The organism is Armatimonas rosea (assembly GCF_014202505.1).
GTDB classification, from domain to species: Bacteria; Armatimonadota; Armatimonadia; order Armatimonadales; family Armatimonadaceae; genus Armatimonas; species Armatimonas rosea.
Window position 1 is genome coordinate 675332 of record NZ_JACHGW010000004.1, and the last position, 16829, is coordinate 692160.

A 16829-nucleotide genomic window follows, 5' to 3' on the forward strand; every position below is an offset into this window, starting at 1 on the left:
CCGGGGACTTTCAGCCCCCGGCTAATGCCCGGTCAGCCTAGCGCTTCCAGATAGTCGTATCGAGGTTGAGAATCGCTTGGGCCACGGACGCGGCGGCGGCTACCTCGACCGGATTTAGAGCAGGATCGGCCTTCTTCTCCCCCACAGCCAGGAGCTTTGCCGCGCTCGCCGCATCCGACGAGAAGAGCTGGCGCTCGGTGGCGTAGAGCTGCTCCAGGAGCCGGGCCTCGGTAGGAGTGGGGAAGCGGGTGGCGAGGGTGCGGAAGGCAAAGACGACACGCTGGGAGTCGGTGGTGCCGCCCTCCTTGACGATCCTCTCGCCCAGCACCCGCGCCGCCTCGACAAACTGCGGGTCGTTGAGGAGCACGAGCGCCTGGAGCGGCGTGCTGGTGCTCTGGCGACGTGCGGTACAAACCTCGCGCCCGCTGGCGTCAAAGGCCATCATGTTGGGCATGGGCGCAGTGCGCTTCCAGACCGTGTAGAGCGAGCGCCGGTAGAGATCCCCCCCAACACTCTGCCGGTAGCCCGGGCTCATGGTGTTGGCCTCCCGCCAGAGATCGCCAGGCTGGTAGGGGCTCACGGGCGGCCCCCCGAGGCGCGTGTCGAGCAGGCCACTGGCAGCAAGGGCCACATCACGAATGGTCTCCGCGGAGAGCCGATAGCTCGGGCCGCGTGCCAGGAGGATGTTCTGGGGATCGCGCTTTTGGAGCTCGGGGCGCTGGGCACTGCTCTGGCGGTAGGTGGCAGAGAGAACCAGCTGCTTCACAAGACGCTTGACACTCCAGTCGCGCTGGAAGTCCTTGGCGAGCCAGTCGAGGAGCTCGGGGTGGCTGGGCAGGCGCCCCTGAATCCCAAAGTCCTCGCTGGTCTCGACCAGCCCACGCCCAAAGAGCTGCTGCCAGAAGCGATTGACCGCGACCCGCGCCGTGAGCGGGTGGTCCGGGCGCGTCAGCCACCTCGCCAGCGCCAGCCGATCCACGCGGGCTCCCCCACTCGTGGGGGCGGGGGGGGCAGGGGCGAGGGGGGGCAGAAACGCGGGGGTGATGCGACCGACACGGTTCTTATCGGTCTTGGGGGCATCGTAGGCACCGCGGGCGAGGACATAGCTTGGGCGGGGCGTGGGCAGCTCCTCCATCGCCATCACTTCGAGCATCGGGTCCTCGGCGCGCCAGACTTTTTCGCGGGCGGCAGTGAGCTTGGCCTGTGCGGCACGGGTCTCAGAGTCAAAGGCGGAGAAGTAGTAGTCACGCAGCATGTCTAGCTGGTCGGTGCCGCCGAGTTCTGCGGGGGTGAGCGCACGGCTATAGACCGAGAGCTCGTCGATCAGGCCGCCCTTGAAGCCCTTATCCCGGAAACGCTGACCAAAGGCAAGCGCGTGGGTCCCCGTGCCCTTCCAGATATGGTCACGGAGGATAGTGGTAGAGAAGGGCTTTCCCTCCACGTAGAGCTTCATACCCGCCGCCGTGCTGGAGCCATCGTAGGTCAGGGTGACGTGCACCCACTCGTTGGCGGGAACAGGGCTCATGGCGCGGATGGCGATAGCGTTGCCGGGCCAGTGGCGCATCATGCGGGCCTGGAGAATCCCATTCTCGATCATCAGGTCGTAGCCGTACGGGCCGGCATCGGTGCCCGCGCTCGACGTGTAGACCACCACGGGGTCCTTGAGGATGCGTGCGTCCTTCATCCAAAAATCAATCGTAAAGGGCGTGTGGCGCGTAAAGCGTGCTTTGTCGCCCAGGTTGATATTGTTCTCCCCGTCGAGCTGGGCGGCTTTCCCCACTTTGCCCTCTACCAGCGGTACAGTGTCCGCGTGCGGCACACCGTCGAGCGTCTCAAACCCAAAGTGCTCCACCAAGTCAGGACGCCCGCCATCCTTACGATCCTCCAGCAGACGGCGCTTCAGCCATTCCTGGAACGCGGCTTCGCGGGCTTTCTTCGTCTCCACCAGCGCCGTCTCGGCATCGCGGACACCCTGCTTTGCCTGCTCCAGCGCCTTCTCTTGCTCCGGTGTGGGCAGCAGCACCGACGGTGTCGGGGTGATGCTCCCCGAGTCGTAGAGGCCGTGCTCGTCGATGGAGTTGAAGAATGCCGAGAGGCCGTAGAAATCACTCTGCTTGATGGGATCGTACTTGTGGTCGTGGCAGCGGGCGCACTCCAGAGTCAGCCCCAGAAACGCCGTCCCCAAGGTCCGTACCCGGTCTGCGACAGACTCCAAGCGCCACTCCTCGGGGACCGAGCCGCCCTCGTTGGTCATGCGATGCAGGCGATTAAACGTGGTCGCGAGGCGTGTCTCACGAGTCGCATTGGGCAGCAAGTCCCCCGCGAGCTGCTGGGTGATGAACTGGTCGTAGGGCAGGTTCTTATTGAAGGCGCTCACCACCCAGTCCCGCCACGGCCAGGTGGTCGAGAGCTGGTCGGACTGGTAGCCGTAGCTGTCGCCATAACGTGCCACATCGAGCCAGGGCAGGGCCATCTGCTCCCCAAAGTGCGGGCTCGCCAGCAGCCGATCCACGACTCTCTCGTAGGCGCCGGGCGTCTTATCCGCAAAGAACGCATCCGCCTCCGCGATACTCGGCGGCAGCCCGGTCAGGTCCAGGCTCACGCGGCGCAGCCACTCCGCGCGGCTTGCCTCCGGCGAGGGCTTGAGGTTCTCCTTCGCCAGCCGCTGGCGGATGAACAGGTCGATGGGGTTTGTCGTACCAGCATTGGCATCCCTCCCCCGGCCCCTCCCTTCGCTCTGTTTCCCGCTTCGCGGGGACGAAGGGAGGGGGGAACCCATCCCCTCTCCCCCTCCTTTCCCCCCACGGAACGTGGGTTTCAGGGGAAGGGAGGGGGCCGGGGGGAGGGATGTCAATACCGGGGCGACAAACGCCCAGTGCTTCTCGTAGGCCGCGCCCTCGGCGAGCCACTGCTTGAGGGTCGCGAGCTGGGCTGGGGTGAGGGACTTCTTAGTGTGCACCGGCGGCATGTGGAGCGGCGAGTCGGCCTTGGCGCTGACACGCTCCCAGAGGCTTTTCTTGGTCGCCGCATTGGGCTGGTCGAGGCGCAAGCCTGCCTGCCGCGAGCCAGGGTCGGGGCCGTGGCAGAGGAAGCAGTTCTCGGCAAGGATCGGACGGATGTCACGGGTATAGCTGAGCTTGCCCCCCCTGCCCCCGCTAGGCGGGGGAGACTTCTTTTGCGCGTTTGCGCCCGCGAGGAGCGAGAGGACGAGTGGCAGCGATGCCGCGACAATCAGGCGAAGATGGTTCACAGAGGGATTTTACCTGCGCGATACAATACACACCATATGCGCCGCCTAGACTTTCGTCCCAACGCCACGGAGCCCGCCACAATCGGCTCCGCCCGTGCCCTCTTCGATACCCGCTTCTCCGACATTCAGGACTCCGCCGAGCAGACCGTGCGGGAGATCCTCGCGGCGGTCAAGACTGGCGGCGACGCTGCAGTTCTCGACTACACGCGCCGCTTTGACTACGCCCAGGCGAGTGCCCTCCGGGTGCCCGAGGCGGCGATTGCAGCGGCGGTGGAGCGCATCCAGGGCACCCCGCTCTGGGGCGCGATGGAAAAATCCGCGGCCCGGATCGCGGACTTTCACCGGCGGCAGCTCCGCGAGAGCTGGGTGACCCTCTCGACACCGGGGGAGACCCTGGGGCAGAAGATCACAGCGCTACGCCGCGTGGGGATCTACATTCCGGGTGGCGCGGCGGCCTACCCAAGCACCGTGCTGATGGTCGGGGTTCCGGCGAAGGTCGCGGGGGTGCGCGAGCTCGCCCTGACCACGCCACCGTCCAAGGAGACCGGCCTCCCGCCCGATGGGACACTCGCGGCAGCGGCGCTGGTGGGAATCACAGAGGTCTACGCGGTCGGTGGGGCGCAGGCAATTGGGGCGCTGGCCTACGGCACCCAGAGTGTCCCCCGTGTCGATAAGATTGTCGGGCCGGGCAATGTCTATGTCAACCTTGCCAAGCGCCAGGTCTTTGGCACCGTGGGGATCGACATGCTCGCCGGGCCGAGCGAGGTCGGCGTGCTGGTCGACTCCACCACCGACCCGGAGACCGCCGCCCGTGAGCTCATCTGCCAGACCGAGCACGACCCGCTCAACTCCGCGCTGCTGGCCACCACCAGCGAGGCCACCGCCGAGGCGATCCTGGCCGCGATCGAGCGCCAGCTCTCCGATCTCCCGCGAGCCGCCGTGGTCCGCCAAGCCCTCGCCGAGCGCTCGTTTCTGGCGCTAACCGAGACCCTCTCCCAAGCGATTGCGGTGGTGAACGCCTACGCCCCCGAGCACCTGCACGTCCTCTGCGCCGAGCCCTGGAGTGTCCTGCCGCGGATCGAGAACGCCGGGGCGATCCTGCTGGGGCCGCACAGCAACGCCGCCCTCGGGGACTATGTCGCGGGGCCGAGCCACACGCTCCCCACCGCCGGCTGCGCCCGGTTTGCCTCACCGCTCAATGTCGATGATTTCCTCAAGAAGTCCAGTATTGTCGCCTTCGACCAGGAGACCGCCGCCACGCTCGCCGCGCTTGCCCAGACCTTTGGGCGCTACGAAGGACTAGAGGGCCACGCCCGCGCGGCGGTCTAGCGCGGGCCAGGGTGATGAGCCATGTGCACGAATCGTTTGCCGCCCATTGAAAATGGACGTCTACAGTGGCGTCGTCCCTCCGCCGCAAAGCCCGTGCCGGGCTGAGTATGCTCAGCCCGGCACGGGCTTTGCGGCGGAACGCCATTGCAGACGCTGGTTTCTAACCGGCGGTGTAGCAATTCGTGCAAATGGCTTAGTGGTGTATAGCAAATCTTGAGTGGTTCTTAATGCGTTAGTTTGGTACACTAAGTGTTGCTATCATGAACCCAAAGCGTCTCTCTGTTCTCCTCCTCGCAGGCGGCACCGCAGCTGCCGGAGCCATCGCGTTCTCCCTGCGTGCCCAGGATCGTCGTTTCTACCTTACCGAGCCGGTCGCGGGTGTGGCGCACGCACAAACGCCCGCCACACCCGCGGTGGATGGGGCCAAGCTCAAGGCCAATGAGATCGGGCGCATCCCGATTGTCATGTACCACTCCATCGACGAGCCCGGGACCAAGTACGATGCCCACGGCCTCAATATTCATGGCGAGACCTTCCGCAAGCACCTGACCATGATGGCCAAGGCGGGCTGGTACCCGATGAACGCCCGCGACATCTACATCCCCGAGAAGCTCCAGGCGGTCCCCGCGGGCATGACCCCGGTCGGGCTGACCTTCGACGATGCCCGGGGCTCGCAGTTCCGCTACAAGAAAGACGGCACGATCGACCCGAACTGTATCGTCGGGATTCTGGAGAGCTTCCATAAGAAATACGGTGAGAAGTGGCCGCGTGCGGGGACCTTTTTTGCCCTGCCGAAGTCGTCGTACAACCCCACTCCCTTCTGGCAGGCGGGGCTGGAGAAGAAGAAGTGCCAGTGGCTGGTGGACAATGGCTACGAGCTCTCCAACCATAGCTTTGCCCATAAGTTCATGACCCCCATGAACGCCGCCCAGGTCCGCGAGGCGGTCTGGGGGTGCGTCCGGGATATCCGCAAGCTCGCCCCCAGTGCGACCATGGACACGTTCTGCGTCCCCTACGGTGCCTACCCCAAGGACAAGAGTACCTGGGACGTGATCCTCAAGGACCCGCAAGGGCAGTACAAGAACCTGGTTGCCTTCAAGGCCTGGGGCGATGAGTCCTACGCACCCGGTGATAAGCGCTTCGATCCCAGGATAGTGGACCGAATCGGGGTGGACAATGGCTACTTCGAGGCGGTCTACGCGCGCCTTACCAAGAGTGGAAAGCTCTACGTGAGCGACGGCGACCCCGCGACGATGACGGTTCCCCGGAGCTGGCAGGACTATGTCTCCGCACACCGACCGGGCGACCTGCCGGTGACGTTCTACGGCGAGGCAAAGCCGAAGACGACAGCGAAGGCAAAACCCAAGGCCGCCGGAAAGAAAAAAGCGGCGGCACCTGTAGCAAAAAAGCCAAAACAGCCATAATCTAGGGCATATGCCACAGCAATTTCACCGGGCTATCGTGGTCGGGGGGTCGTCGGGGATTGGGCGCGAGCTCGTGACACAGCTCGCGGCCTCCGGTTGCCAGGTCGCCTCGCTCGCCCGCCGCGACCAGCCCCAGGGCGAGAATATCCGCACCTACGCCCACGATGTCACCGACTTCGCCGCGATCCCTGCCCTCTTCCAGCAGATCTGTCTCGACCTAGGCGGGCTCGACCTGCTGGTCTACGCATCGGGGGTCATGCCTCCCGTCAGGCCCGATGAGTTCAGCTTCGACAAGGACAAGCAGATGGTCGATGTCAATGTCCTGGGAGCGGTTGCCTGGTGCAACGAAGCGGCGCAGCGCTTCGGGCAGGCCGGGAGTGGGACGATTGTCGGGATCGGCTCGGTTGCGGGAGACCGTGGCCGCGCCCCCAAGCCGGTCTACGGCGCGACCAAGGCCTTCTTTGAGTGCTACCTGGAGTCGCTGCGAAACCGCATTGGGAGCAAAGGGGTCGCCGTGGTCACCATCAAGCCCGGCCCCACCGATACCCCCATGGCCGCAGACCATGTCGGGGCGAAGTTTCCGGTCGCCGAGGCAGCCCGTCAGATTCTCAGCGCGGCACGGGCGGGCAAGCGGGTGGCCTACATTCCCTGGACGATGGCCCTCGCCTTCTTTATCATCCGCCGGCTGCCGTCGCCGCTCATGCAGAGGCTAAAGTTTTGAGCTGCCCCCTACCCAAAGACCGCATCGAGCGGGTGAGTGCGTGGGGCATGAACACCCACACCACCGGCTATGTCTTCCGCCCCACGACGGTCGCGGGCATCCAAGAGGCGCTGGACACCGCACGCCAGCACGGGCGCTTTGTGGCCCTGCGCGGCTCCGGCTGCTCCTACGGGGATGCATCGCTCGGCGCGGAGAATGTCGTGCTGGACATCACCCGCATGAACCGGATTCTCTCCTGGGACCCGATCAAGGGAGTCGCGGAGTGCGAGCCGGGCGTGACCATCAAGCAGCTCTGGCAGTACACCCTCGGCGATGGCTGGTGGCCCTACGTGGTCTCGGGGACGATGTTTCCGACCCTGGCGGGGGCCGCCGCGATGAATATCCACGGCAAGAACAACTTCCGGGTCGGAACAATCGGGGACCATATCCTGGAGTTTGATCTGCTGCTCCCGTCGGGCGAGCTGCGCACCTGCAGCCGCGAGCAAGACCCCGAGCTCTTCCATGCCGCGATCGGGGGCTTCGGGATGCTGGGAGTCTTCACGCGCATCAAGATCGAGCTCAAAAAGGTCTACTCGGGCCACCTGCGGGTCACGCCTATCGGGGTCAAGAACTGGCGCGAGATGTTCTCCGAGTTTGACAAGCACCTCCCCGACTCGGACTACCTGGTCGGCTGGGTGGACTGCTTCGGGGCGGGCGCGGCGAGCGGGCGCGGCCAGATCCACCGCGCGGACTACCTCAAGCCCGGCGAGGACACGATCCCCGCACAGACCCTCCAAGTGGCACACCAGGAGCTCCCCGACACCCTCTTTGGGCTACTTCCCAAGAGCATCATGTGGAAGTTCATCAAGCCCTTCACCAACGACCTTGGCATGCGCCTCATCAACAGCCTCAAGTACCTGTCGTCGGTGACCCTCACCCAAGGGAAGGTCCACGATGTCACCCATGCGGGATTTGCCTTTTTGCTGGACTACGTCCCGGGCTGGAAGTACGCCTACCTGCCCGATGGCCTGATCCAGTACCAGAGCTTTATTCCTAAGGAGACCGCCGAGAAGTGCTTCGCGGACCAGCTCGCGCTCTGCCAGAAGCGTGGGATCGTTCCGTATCTCGGGGTGTTCAAGCGCCACAAGACCGACCCGTTTCTCATGACCCACTCGGTCGATGGCTACTCTTTTGCGCTGGACTTCAAGATCACCCAGAAGAACCGAGCGGCGCTCTGGGCGCTGGCGGCGGAGCTGGATGCCCTTGTCCTCGCCGCGGGGGGGCGCTTCTACTTCGCCAAGGACATCACCCTCCACCCCGACCGGCTCCAGAGCTATCTGGCCGAGGAGCGTGTCCAGCGCTTTCTCGCGCTCAAGCAGCAGCTCGACCCCGAGAGCCTCCTCCAGACCGATCTCTTCCGCCGTATCTTCGGAAAAAAATAAGGCCGCGCACCCGCAGAACGGGACACGGCCTGAGGAATCGTGTTCAGGTTAGACTTGGTGTGTGATCCTTGGGTTTTGCCGGCGAGGAAGGCTTTGTCGGCTTCGGCCTCTCCTTTTTGGGTGTCGGGCGGTCGTCCTCGATCTCCATCATTCTTGCCCGAGAATACGCGCGGGTCGGCGACGGAGAACGACGAGCGTTCCGGCCAAGAGCAAGGCGACTGTCGTGGGCTCGGGAGCACTGCCCGCCGCGGAGACAACCGAGAGCTGCCAGTTTTGGGTGGTGTCTCCCGCCGATGTCTGCACGGTGAAGTCTCCAAAGTAGTCCCCCACAGAGATGGTCGCAGAGTCACCGATAAAGATATTAAAGAGCTCCCCAGTGAAGCTTGCCCCCGAGCCAAAGGTAGCGGGAAAGTTCAGAAAGAGCGGGCTATCGTCGATACTGAGTCCCGCCGGCGTGCCGATTACCGTAAAACCACTGCCCGTTATATCCAGTGCGCTACCGCCTAGGTTTGTCAGCGTTGCCTCGTAGGTCACCGTCCCGTTATGGAGTCCACTCTGAGCCGGTGTGAGAAGGGTCACCGAGAGCTGCGCGTGGGCCGCCGAGGCGAGGAGGGCAACAGTTGCCGAGAGCACGAGTTTACGAAGAGTCATGGATTCTGTTTCCTTTGGTTAGGACGAGTTAGGGCAGGAGCACGCGCAGTGTCCCGCCGAAGGTGCCGAGGGCATGGGAGCCAGAGAGGCGAAGAAGGGCAGAGTTTCCCGAGACCCCCGAGCCCGCGGGAAATGCCAAGGTGGTTGTCGCTGCCCCGGAGGTGCCGATGGTTCCCAGCAGCTGCGGGAGGCTACTCGTTGTGGACGTGGAGCCAAGAGTCGCGGCGTTGAGGAGGGTACTCAGTGCAGCCGCGGTTCCTGAGTTCAGCACACGGACATCGAGCAACCAGCCGCCCCCGGGTGCAACACGAGCAGTCGCGCTGAGGCTTAGTCGTGGCGTGCCGACGGTGAGCGGTGCCGCGGGCGACGTTCCCTCGGGAGTCTGAACCGTGATCGGGACCACGCCTGGCGCGCTGACATCCCCAGCCCGAACCTGTGCCCGGACCAGGTAGGAGTCTATGTAGGTCGTGGAGCGCAGGAGGCCATTGACCCGCACCACGGAGCCGGGGAGGAAGTTTTGTCCCCGTACCGTCAGCTCAAAATCGGGGCTACCCGCGGCGACTGCACTGGGGCTCAGGGAGACGATCCGAGGTCGGGTATCCACATGGGTCAGCAGCGAGGTGGTCGAGGTATTGTTGCGCGGGCGGGCATCCGTGGGCGTGGTCGCGACGACCGCTTGGCTGAAGACCGCCAGGTTTGCCGTCTCCACGGTCATCCGTACCGAGACCCGAATGGTCGCGGTTGCTCCGGGCACCATCGTCCCCAGGTTGACGGTCACCACACGCCCGGAGATTGTCAGCGAGCCCAGGGTCGTATCCGCTCCCAGGAGTGTCAGGGTGGCGTGGTTGTCGGGGTCTGCGAGCTCCGTGCCCGAGATCGTGTCGGTCAGGGTGACATTGCTCGCGGCATCGGGGCCGATATTGGTCACCCGGATCGTAAACGTGGCGACATCGCCTGAGTAGTACGTGTAGGGCGCAGCGGTCTGGGTAACCTCAAGATCGACCGCATCGAAGTGAAGCCGACTCAGAAAGCCATCGCTGAAGCCTCCGCCAAAGCTTGGCTGAAAGGCATCGCGTGTCGGCATGGTAGTACTGCTGGTGCTCCCTGCGACCCACGCATCGCCCAGTGCCGTGGGAATCGAGACAATCCCGGCGACACCGAGCTGCCGATCGAGGAAGGTCGAGCCAGCCAGCGCCCCACTGGAGGTCAAGCGAAGCGCGTAGGCACCAGGATTGGTAAAGAACGCCCCGTCCAGGGGGAAGTTGTTTGAGCTCGACGTTCCGGTGATGTAGAGCATCCCACCGGCATCGGCAGAGACCGCGAAGGCACTGTCAAAGCCGCTCCCTCCCAGGTAGGTCGCCCAGTTCCGAAGTCCCGTTGGCCCAAGCTGAAAGACAAAGCCATCCATGCTCCCTTGGGGGGCCGACTGAAGTCCCCCGTAGACAGGAAAGTTTGTCGAGTTGGTCTCCCCGACCACCGTGACATTCTCCAGGCTATCCACCGTGAGCGCCCCGCTGAACTTAGGCTGATCCTCGTTGGAGCCACCAAAACGGTTGATATAGCCCACCGAGTCGTCGGGGTTGAAGCGGGCCACAAACGTATCCGAGCCCCCACCCAGCCCGAGGTGGCTCGCGCCGGGTGGCAGAAGAATCGGGAAGTTGGACGAGTAGGTGCCCCCCGTGACATAGAGGTTGCCCGAGGCACTGTAGGTCGCCGCGGCGACAAAATCGAGGTCGTTGCCCCCCAGAAACGTCCCATAGAGCAGCCCATTTCCGCCGCTGGGGAAGCGGGCGATAAAGCCATCGTTTCCTACTCCACGTGCTCTCTGAAAGGCTCCCGGGGTAGTGGATAGATCGGAGGAGGTGGTCTGCCCGACAATCACCGGCTGGCCTGTGGGACTAACGGCAACCGCAGCGGGGAACTCGTCCTGCGTGCCGCCGTAGTAGCTCGCCCAGAGGAGTGCTCCGGTGGGACTAAGCTTCACCAGAGCGGCATCGAGGCGCCCCCCCGATGTCGTCTGGAACGCGCCCGGAGTGGCAGGAAAATCCGTGGAGAACGTGTCGCTGGTCACAAAGGCATTTCCGGCGCTATCGACCGCGATCCCCCCCAGATCCGAGCCCCCCTCATTGTTGGAGCCCCCAATAAAGGTGGTGTAGACCAGTGTCCCCGCGGCGCTAATCTTGCTGACAAAGAGGTCTTTGCGCCCCGCCCCCCCGGATGTCGTTGCGCCCATGACATAGGCAGCCCCGCTGGCGTCTGTGGTGACCCCAAAGACATACTCTTGACCCGAGCCCCCTAGAAAGCTACTGGAGACCAGAGCGGGGTCGATCACCAAGGGCTTTTTCCGGTCGTAGCGCCCCGTGGAGAACCCCAGGACTCCCCCCTTGCTCAGCGTGTACCGCACGGGTACCGAGACTCGCTTTCCGGCCTGGAGCTGGTAGGCGACGGGCGGCTTCCAGCGTAGCGTCCCCATTGCCAGGGTTCCGTTGGGCAACAGGCGCGGGGTGGCTCCGTGGGTGCGAAAGCCAATCTTTCTAGGATCACTGCCGGGCGCGACGATCAGATCGTACTCCAGCTCCCCATTCTGGCTGTACCAGCACAGGTCGATTCCCTGCCAGAGCCCGCGCTGGCGTAGCGCACTGCTGGCATGGCGCCCGGTGCGCCAGGCCTCGGGCCGGTTCCCGTGGTAGGCGTTCATGATGCTACGTGCGCCGTCTGCCTCCAGTGGTACGGAGCGGGCTGCCACAGGAGCGAGCCCAACACGCCTCCCATCCGGGAGTGTCAGCCGTGCCCCTGCCCCACTCAGCCCAAGCTGGAATCCATGAGCGTGGGCGAGAAACTGTGCCGGTGCCCTCTCTTCAAAGATAATGGGCCGCTCCATAGCCTGTGCCTGGCTGCCTACTAGTGCCGCTACAAATCCCCAAGATACGCGCTTCATGGTGTCTCGTTTCCTTCTTGAGGCAGTATCGGCCATGTCCGCAACACAAACGCAACACCGGCGCAACAAGAAATTTTCAGGTACAATCGGCGCTAGCTTTCCTTGTGGAGGACGCCTACGATGGCTCGTTTGACTCTAGAGACCCTTCCCATTATCGACACCCACCAGCACCTCTGGGACTTCACCAAGTTCCAGCCGCCCTGGCTCAAGACCGAGCCCAAGCTCAACCACAGCATGACGCTCAAGGACTACGCCAAGGCGACTGCGGGGCTGAATGTGGTGAAGACGGTCTACATGGAGGTCGATGTCGCGCCCAAGCAGCAGGTCGCCGAGGCCAAGTATGTCGCCGGGCTCAGTGCGAGCCGTAAGACCGTCATGGCTGCCGGGGTAGTCTCGTGTCGTCCGGCGCTACCGGGCTTTGCCGCCTACGCCAAGATGCTCGCCAAGAGCCCCTACCACCCCTATATCAAGGGCCTGCGCCAGGTACTTCAGGTCCCGGATGCACCGCGCGGTCTCTGCCTCCAGCCGACCTATGTCAAGAATATCCAGCTACTCGGGGAGCTGGGGCTGAGCTTTGATATCTGCATCCGTCCCACCGAGCTCTCGGACGCGGCCAAGCTGGTCGATAAGTGCCCCAAGACCCGCTTTATCCTCGACCACTGCGGCAATGGCATGGCGGCCAACCCCAACCAAGCACAGTGGGAGCGGGATATCAAAGAGCTCGCCAAGCGCCCCAATATCGTCTGCAAGGTCTCCGGGATCGTCAAGACCGTCAAGCCCGGCATGAACGCGGTCGAGGCGCTCACCCCGGTGATTGTCCCCACCCTGGACGCGTTCGGCCCAGATCGGGTGATGTTTGGCGGCGACTGGCCCGTCTGTAATATCGCCACGACTTTCCGTGGCTGGGTAGAGACCCTTCGAGAGATCGTCAAGGACCGCCCCGAGGACGAGCAGCGCAAGCTCTTCCACGACAATGCCGAGGCGTTCTACGGCCTGAAGAAGTAGGGCCTAGACGCAAAAACTCTGGGCGAGCGCCTGAGCCGCCTCCAGGCTCAGGCTCTTGCCCTCTTCCAGCAGGGTCGCCAGGCGCTCCGGGCCAAGCAACGTCTCCAGTGCTGCTTGTCGCTGGTCGTGCTCCCGCTGGTCCTCGGGGGCGAGCGGAAGGCCCTGGCGGCGACGCTCCAAGGCGGCGGCTCCCCAGAGCCGCGCGGCACTCTCCCCGTCTTGACGCTGGGCAGCCAGCTCGCCGATTCCCTCCCAGAGCTCGGGGAACCAGGAGGTCAGGTCGTTCTCCAGGGCGAGCTTTAGCCCCACCCCGAACTCTTGAGTCGCCAGCGTGAGGTCGTGCAGGAGGAGCCCCACCCAGCCCAGGTTGATATGCACCACCCCCGCCCCCACGGAGTTGGTCTCGTAGTAGGTCAGGCACTCCTGCAGGCTCTCCAGCGCCTCCGCGCCACGCCCAAGAGCCCGGTAGGTCACCCCAAGGTTGTTCAGCGAGGACCCCACGCCCGCAGTGTCTCCCAGCCGCCGTCGTAGGGCAAGCGCCTCCCGGTGCTGGCGGAGCGCCTCTTGCAGGTCGCCCGTCACCCGCGCCAGCACGGCCAGGTTGTTGTGCACCGCCGCGACTCCCGCCTCATCGCCCACCGCCGTGTAGAGAGCGAGCGCGGTCTCTTGCCACTGGCGGGCCTGCTCACGATCGCCCGCGCGTCGGGAGAGAATCCCCGCGATCCGAAAGCCCTCCGCCCGCACCCCCTGAGCGCCCTCGGTCGCGCCTAGAGCCCGCTCCAGATAGGCGAGGCCCTCGCGCAGGTGCCCCCGGTAGAGCCAGAAGTCCTTCAGCCGGACACAGAGCTCCAGCGCGAGGGCAGGGTCCGCCAGCTCCTCAAACGCCGCCTCGACCGCGCCACGAAGGTTCGCCGTCTCCGCCGGGTCGGTGAGTAGGGTTGCCGCGTTCTCCCAGCAGTAGCGCGTGTGCCGTCGCAGAAGCCCCCGGCGCTCGTCGGGGGGGAGTAGCTCGGTGGCGAAGGCGCGCAGCAGCTCCAGCATCTTCCAGCGCTGGCTCGCCCCACGCTCCTCCACAAAGACCAGCGAGCGGTCGCGCAGGGTCGCCAACTCATCGAGGATCTCCCCCACTCCCTCGCCGCAGATCGCCTCCGCGGCCGCGAGGGTCCAGCCTCCCGAGAAGACCGAGAGACGGGCAAAGAGCTGCTGCTCCGCCTCGGTCAGCTCGCGGTAGCTCCCCTCCATCAGGGCGCGCAGGCTCCGGTGGCGGGCAGGGATATCCCGATCCCGGGCCTCGATCTCGTGGAGGCGCTGGGAGTAGCGCTCCAAGAAGGCCTCGGGGCTCAGCTCACGGCAGCGTCCCGCCGCCAGCTCCAGCCCGAGGGGGAGTCCCTCCAGCCGCCGACAGATCTCGCCAATTGCCTCGGCGTTGCGTGCGTTCAGCGAGAACTCGGGGCGCTTTGCCTGGATACGGTCGAGGAACATCCGCACCGAGGCACAGAGGTACATCCGCTCCGCTGTCAGCCCTTGTTCGGGTACGGCCAGGGGCATGACAGGAAGCTCCCGCTCTCCTGCCAGATCCAGAGGCTGTCGGCTTGTCACGATGCAGCGCAGGGTGGGGATAGTTGTCAGCAGGGTGCGTACCAGCTGCGGCGCTCCCCGGGGGACGAGCTGCTCGATGCCATCTAGAACGAGCAGCGGAGCCTCCAGCTGCTGGAGTATCTCCGTCGCCTGCTCAAGAGGGTCTTGGAGGGGCTGCCGCAGGTTTCCCGTGGCGACAATCACCGCCTCGGGGAGCCGGGAGAGCGCCTCCAAGTCGCCGCAGGAGACAAAGACCGGGGACGCGCTGTGGGCCCGCTGGAGCGCCCGTACGGTCTCGATTCCCAGCCGGGTCTTCCCGCTCCCGCCCGGGCCCGTCAGGCTCACCAGCCGCGTCCCCTCGGTGAGGGCCTCCACCAGCCAGTTTAGCTCACGCTCACGCCCAAAGAAGCGGGTGAGGGGCAGGGGCAAGGCCAGCGGAAGCGGAGCGGCGACAAGGGGGACCGCCTCGGTGCACTTGCTCTGGGCGCTCTCTCCCAGGAGCTCCAGCCGCCCTCGCTCCTGTAAGACCCACTCGTCCCAGAAACCTTCCAGCAGGGGCTCCCGACCGAGGGTTGCCGCCAGCCGCCACTCGCCGGCACGGTAGGCGCGCTCAAAGGCGGCGACATCGGTGGTGAAGCTCCCCGGACGGAGCCCCAGGGTCAGCCGATCCGCGATCAGAAGCTCTTCCTGACTGGGAAGCTCCAGGGTCTTGCGGAGGACGGAGAGCTCCTGGCGCAGGCGTGAGCGGCCCTCTTCGAGGAGCGCATCGGGCCAGATGGCATCGCAGAGACGCTCACGGGAGTGTTGTTTTGGAAAGAGCGCCAGGTAGGCGACAATTGCACGGGCGCGCTGGGTACGGAAGTGCGCAATCGGCTCCCCGTCGCGCAGCACTTGAAAGGTCCCAAACAGTTTAATCTCGTAGTGTGACACAGCTAGCGCGGATTTTAACCGTTTTTAGGCTCGGTAAGCAACCAGCGCTCCAGTGCTTTCTGAAAAAAGAACACAACAGCCCCGATCAGGACCAGTCCGACCCCAATCCCATCGAGCAAAAACTGCTCCGCACGGACATGGCGCGTCCCCTCAGAGTGGTAGCGGCGGACGTAGACCTCGAGCGCAAGAACCGCCCCGGCAACTAGCACCGCGAGCACCAAGGAGCGAAACCGGAGCTCGGAGCGGCCCCGCTGCGCAAGCCGGATCACTAAGATCGTCAGCACCGCATAGACCACGACATGGGCCAATTTACGGGTCGCCTGGGTGAGCTGGTACATCGAGACGACCGAGGGATCGCCGTAGTAGAAGCCCGGCTGGATAAAGTCGAGGAGCTGGTGGAGCAGTATCCAGGAGCGCTGGTAGCTTCCGAGCTCCGTGGCCACCAAGGCAGCCAGCCCAATCCAGAGAAGCAAGGGGAGGATAAAGATCAGGACTCGCAGAAGACTTCGCAGCACAGAGTATAGAGTATACCGAATTCTCAGCATCTCCTGGAAATATTGCGTATAATCAAGGGATGACTCCCCTGCCCCTTGCCCTCTCAGACCGCTTTGGCCGACGGATCGAGTACCTGCGTGTCTCTCTCACGGATCGCTGCAACCTGCGCTGTGTCTACTGCATGCCGGAGGCGGGAGTGCCCTTTGAGAACCTAGACAACGTGCTGAGCTTCGAGGAGCTCGTGCGGATCATTCGGGTCCTGGCAAGTGTCGGGCTGAAGAAAGTGCGGCTCACGGGCGGCGAGCCACTGGTCCGCAAGGGGGTTCCCGAGCTGGCCGCACAGCTCATGGCGATCCCGGGGCTTGAGGAGGTAACCCTGACCACCAACGGTATCCTGCTGGAGCGGGATGCCCAAGGCCTCTGGGACGCGGGGATTCGGCGGCTGAACCTCTCGATGGACACCCTCCAAGAGGCGCGCTTCGAGAAGCTAGCGCGGCGTGCGGAGTTTGCCCGTGCGTGGGCGGGGCTGGAGACGGCGCTGGCGATTGGCTTCTCCCCCATCAAGCTCAACTGCGTGCTCATGCGGGGAATCAACGACGATGAAGTGGCGGCGTTTGGGCGGCTGACCCAGGAGCGCCCGCTCTCGGTGCGGTTTCTGGAGTACATGCCGATCGGGGAGGTGAGCCCCGCGCAGTGGCGTGCCCACTATGTCAGCAATGAGGAGGCGCTCGCCACGCTTCAGCGGCTCTGGCCTGATCTTGAAACGCTCAATGACTCCCCGGAGAGCACGAGCCGCAACTTCCGCATTCCCGGTGCCTTGGGAACGATTGGGGTGATCAACCCGATCAGCCATAAGTTCTGCGATGGCTGCAACCGGCTTCGGCTTACCGCCAATGGCAAGCTCGTTCCCTGCCTCTCGGATAACTTTGAGTACGATCTGATCGGGCCGCTTCGGGCGGGCTGCTCCGATCAAGAGATCCTGGAGCACACCGCCGCCGCCCTCGTACACAAGCCCATTCAGAGTGATTTTGAGGGACGGCTCTCCCGTGGGGGGAGCCTGCGGATGATGTCACAGATTGGTGGTTAG

At 64.5% G+C, this 16829-nt stretch carries 11 protein-coding genes; 6 read left to right on the forward strand and 5 right to left on the reverse strand.

The genetic code is table 11. From position 1 onward, the window contains the following. Window positions 1–37: 37 nt before the first annotated feature. Entirely contained in the window at window positions 38–3250 is a 3213-nt protein-coding gene (locus HNQ39_RS22625; protein WP_184202346.1) for a DUF1553 domain-containing protein, read from the reverse strand. A 36-nt stretch (window positions 3251–3286) separates the two neighbouring features. Between HNQ39_RS22625 and hisD the strand changes: the two genes are divergently transcribed. The 4 genes from hisD to HNQ39_RS22645 all read left to right on the forward strand — a co-directional run bounded on the left by hisD (window position 3287) and on the right by HNQ39_RS22645 (window position 8145). Further along, window positions 3287–4579, forward strand: coding sequence for a histidinol dehydrogenase (gene hisD, locus HNQ39_RS22630; protein WP_184202348.1), 1293 nt, complete (start codon window positions 3287–3289; stop codon window positions 4577–4579). Window positions 4580–4839: 260 nt separating this feature from the next. Beyond that, window positions 4840–6003, forward strand: a complete 1164-nt coding sequence (locus HNQ39_RS22635; RefSeq protein WP_184202350.1) for a polysaccharide deacetylase family protein — start codon at window positions 4840–4842, stop codon at window positions 6001–6003. A gap of 10 nt (window positions 6004–6013) precedes the next feature. Then, window positions 6014–6724 carry an SDR family NAD(P)-dependent oxidoreductase gene (locus HNQ39_RS22640; RefSeq protein ID WP_184202352.1) on the forward strand — a complete coding sequence of 237 codons (711 nt, stop codon included), beginning with the start codon at window positions 6014–6016 and terminating at the stop codon, window positions 6722–6724. After that, window positions 6721–8145 (forward strand): FAD-binding oxidoreductase, encoded by a 1425-nt coding sequence (locus HNQ39_RS22645; protein WP_221290238.1) that lies wholly within the window; start codon window positions 6721–6723, stop codon window positions 8143–8145. Before HNQ39_RS22640 ends, HNQ39_RS22645 begins: the two co-directional genes overlap by 4 nt. A gap of 147 nt (window positions 8146–8292) precedes the next feature. Here HNQ39_RS22645 and HNQ39_RS22650 read toward each other — a convergent pair whose 3' ends face one another. Next, window positions 8293–8796, reverse strand: coding sequence for a PEP-CTERM sorting domain-containing protein (locus HNQ39_RS22650; protein ID WP_184202354.1), 504 nt, complete (start codon window positions 8794–8796; stop codon window positions 8293–8295). Window positions 8797–8824: 28 nt separating this feature from the next. After that, on the reverse strand, window positions 8825–11734 hold the full coding sequence (locus tag HNQ39_RS22655; RefSeq protein ID WP_184202356.1) for a DUF7948 domain-containing protein: 2910 nt from the start codon (window positions 11732–11734) through the stop codon (window positions 8825–8827). Window positions 11735–11854: 120 nt separating this feature from the next. Between HNQ39_RS22655 and HNQ39_RS22660 the strand changes: the two genes are divergently transcribed. Then, window positions 11855–12739, forward strand: coding sequence for an amidohydrolase family protein (locus HNQ39_RS22660; RefSeq protein WP_184202358.1), 885 nt, complete (start codon window positions 11855–11857; stop codon window positions 12737–12739). Between the two features lie 3 nt (window positions 12740–12742). Here HNQ39_RS22660 and HNQ39_RS22665 read toward each other — a convergent pair whose 3' ends face one another. Then, the gene (locus HNQ39_RS22665; protein WP_184202360.1) at window positions 12743–15247 is read right to left on the reverse strand and encodes a tetratricopeptide repeat protein; all 2505 of its coding nucleotides are present in this window, start codon (window positions 15245–15247) and stop codon (window positions 12743–12745) included. Between the two features lie 14 nt (window positions 15248–15261). Next, a complete protein-coding gene (locus HNQ39_RS22670; protein ID WP_184202362.1) occupies window positions 15262–15762 on the reverse strand; it encodes a VanZ family protein in 501 nt (166 codons plus the stop codon). Window positions 15763–15821: 59 nt separating this feature from the next. On the opposite strand from HNQ39_RS22670, the gene moaA reads away from it, so the two are divergent. Beyond that, window positions 15822–16829, forward strand: coding sequence for a GTP 3',8-cyclase MoaA (moaA, locus tag HNQ39_RS22675; RefSeq protein ID WP_184202364.1), 1008 nt, complete (start codon window positions 15822–15824; stop codon window positions 16827–16829).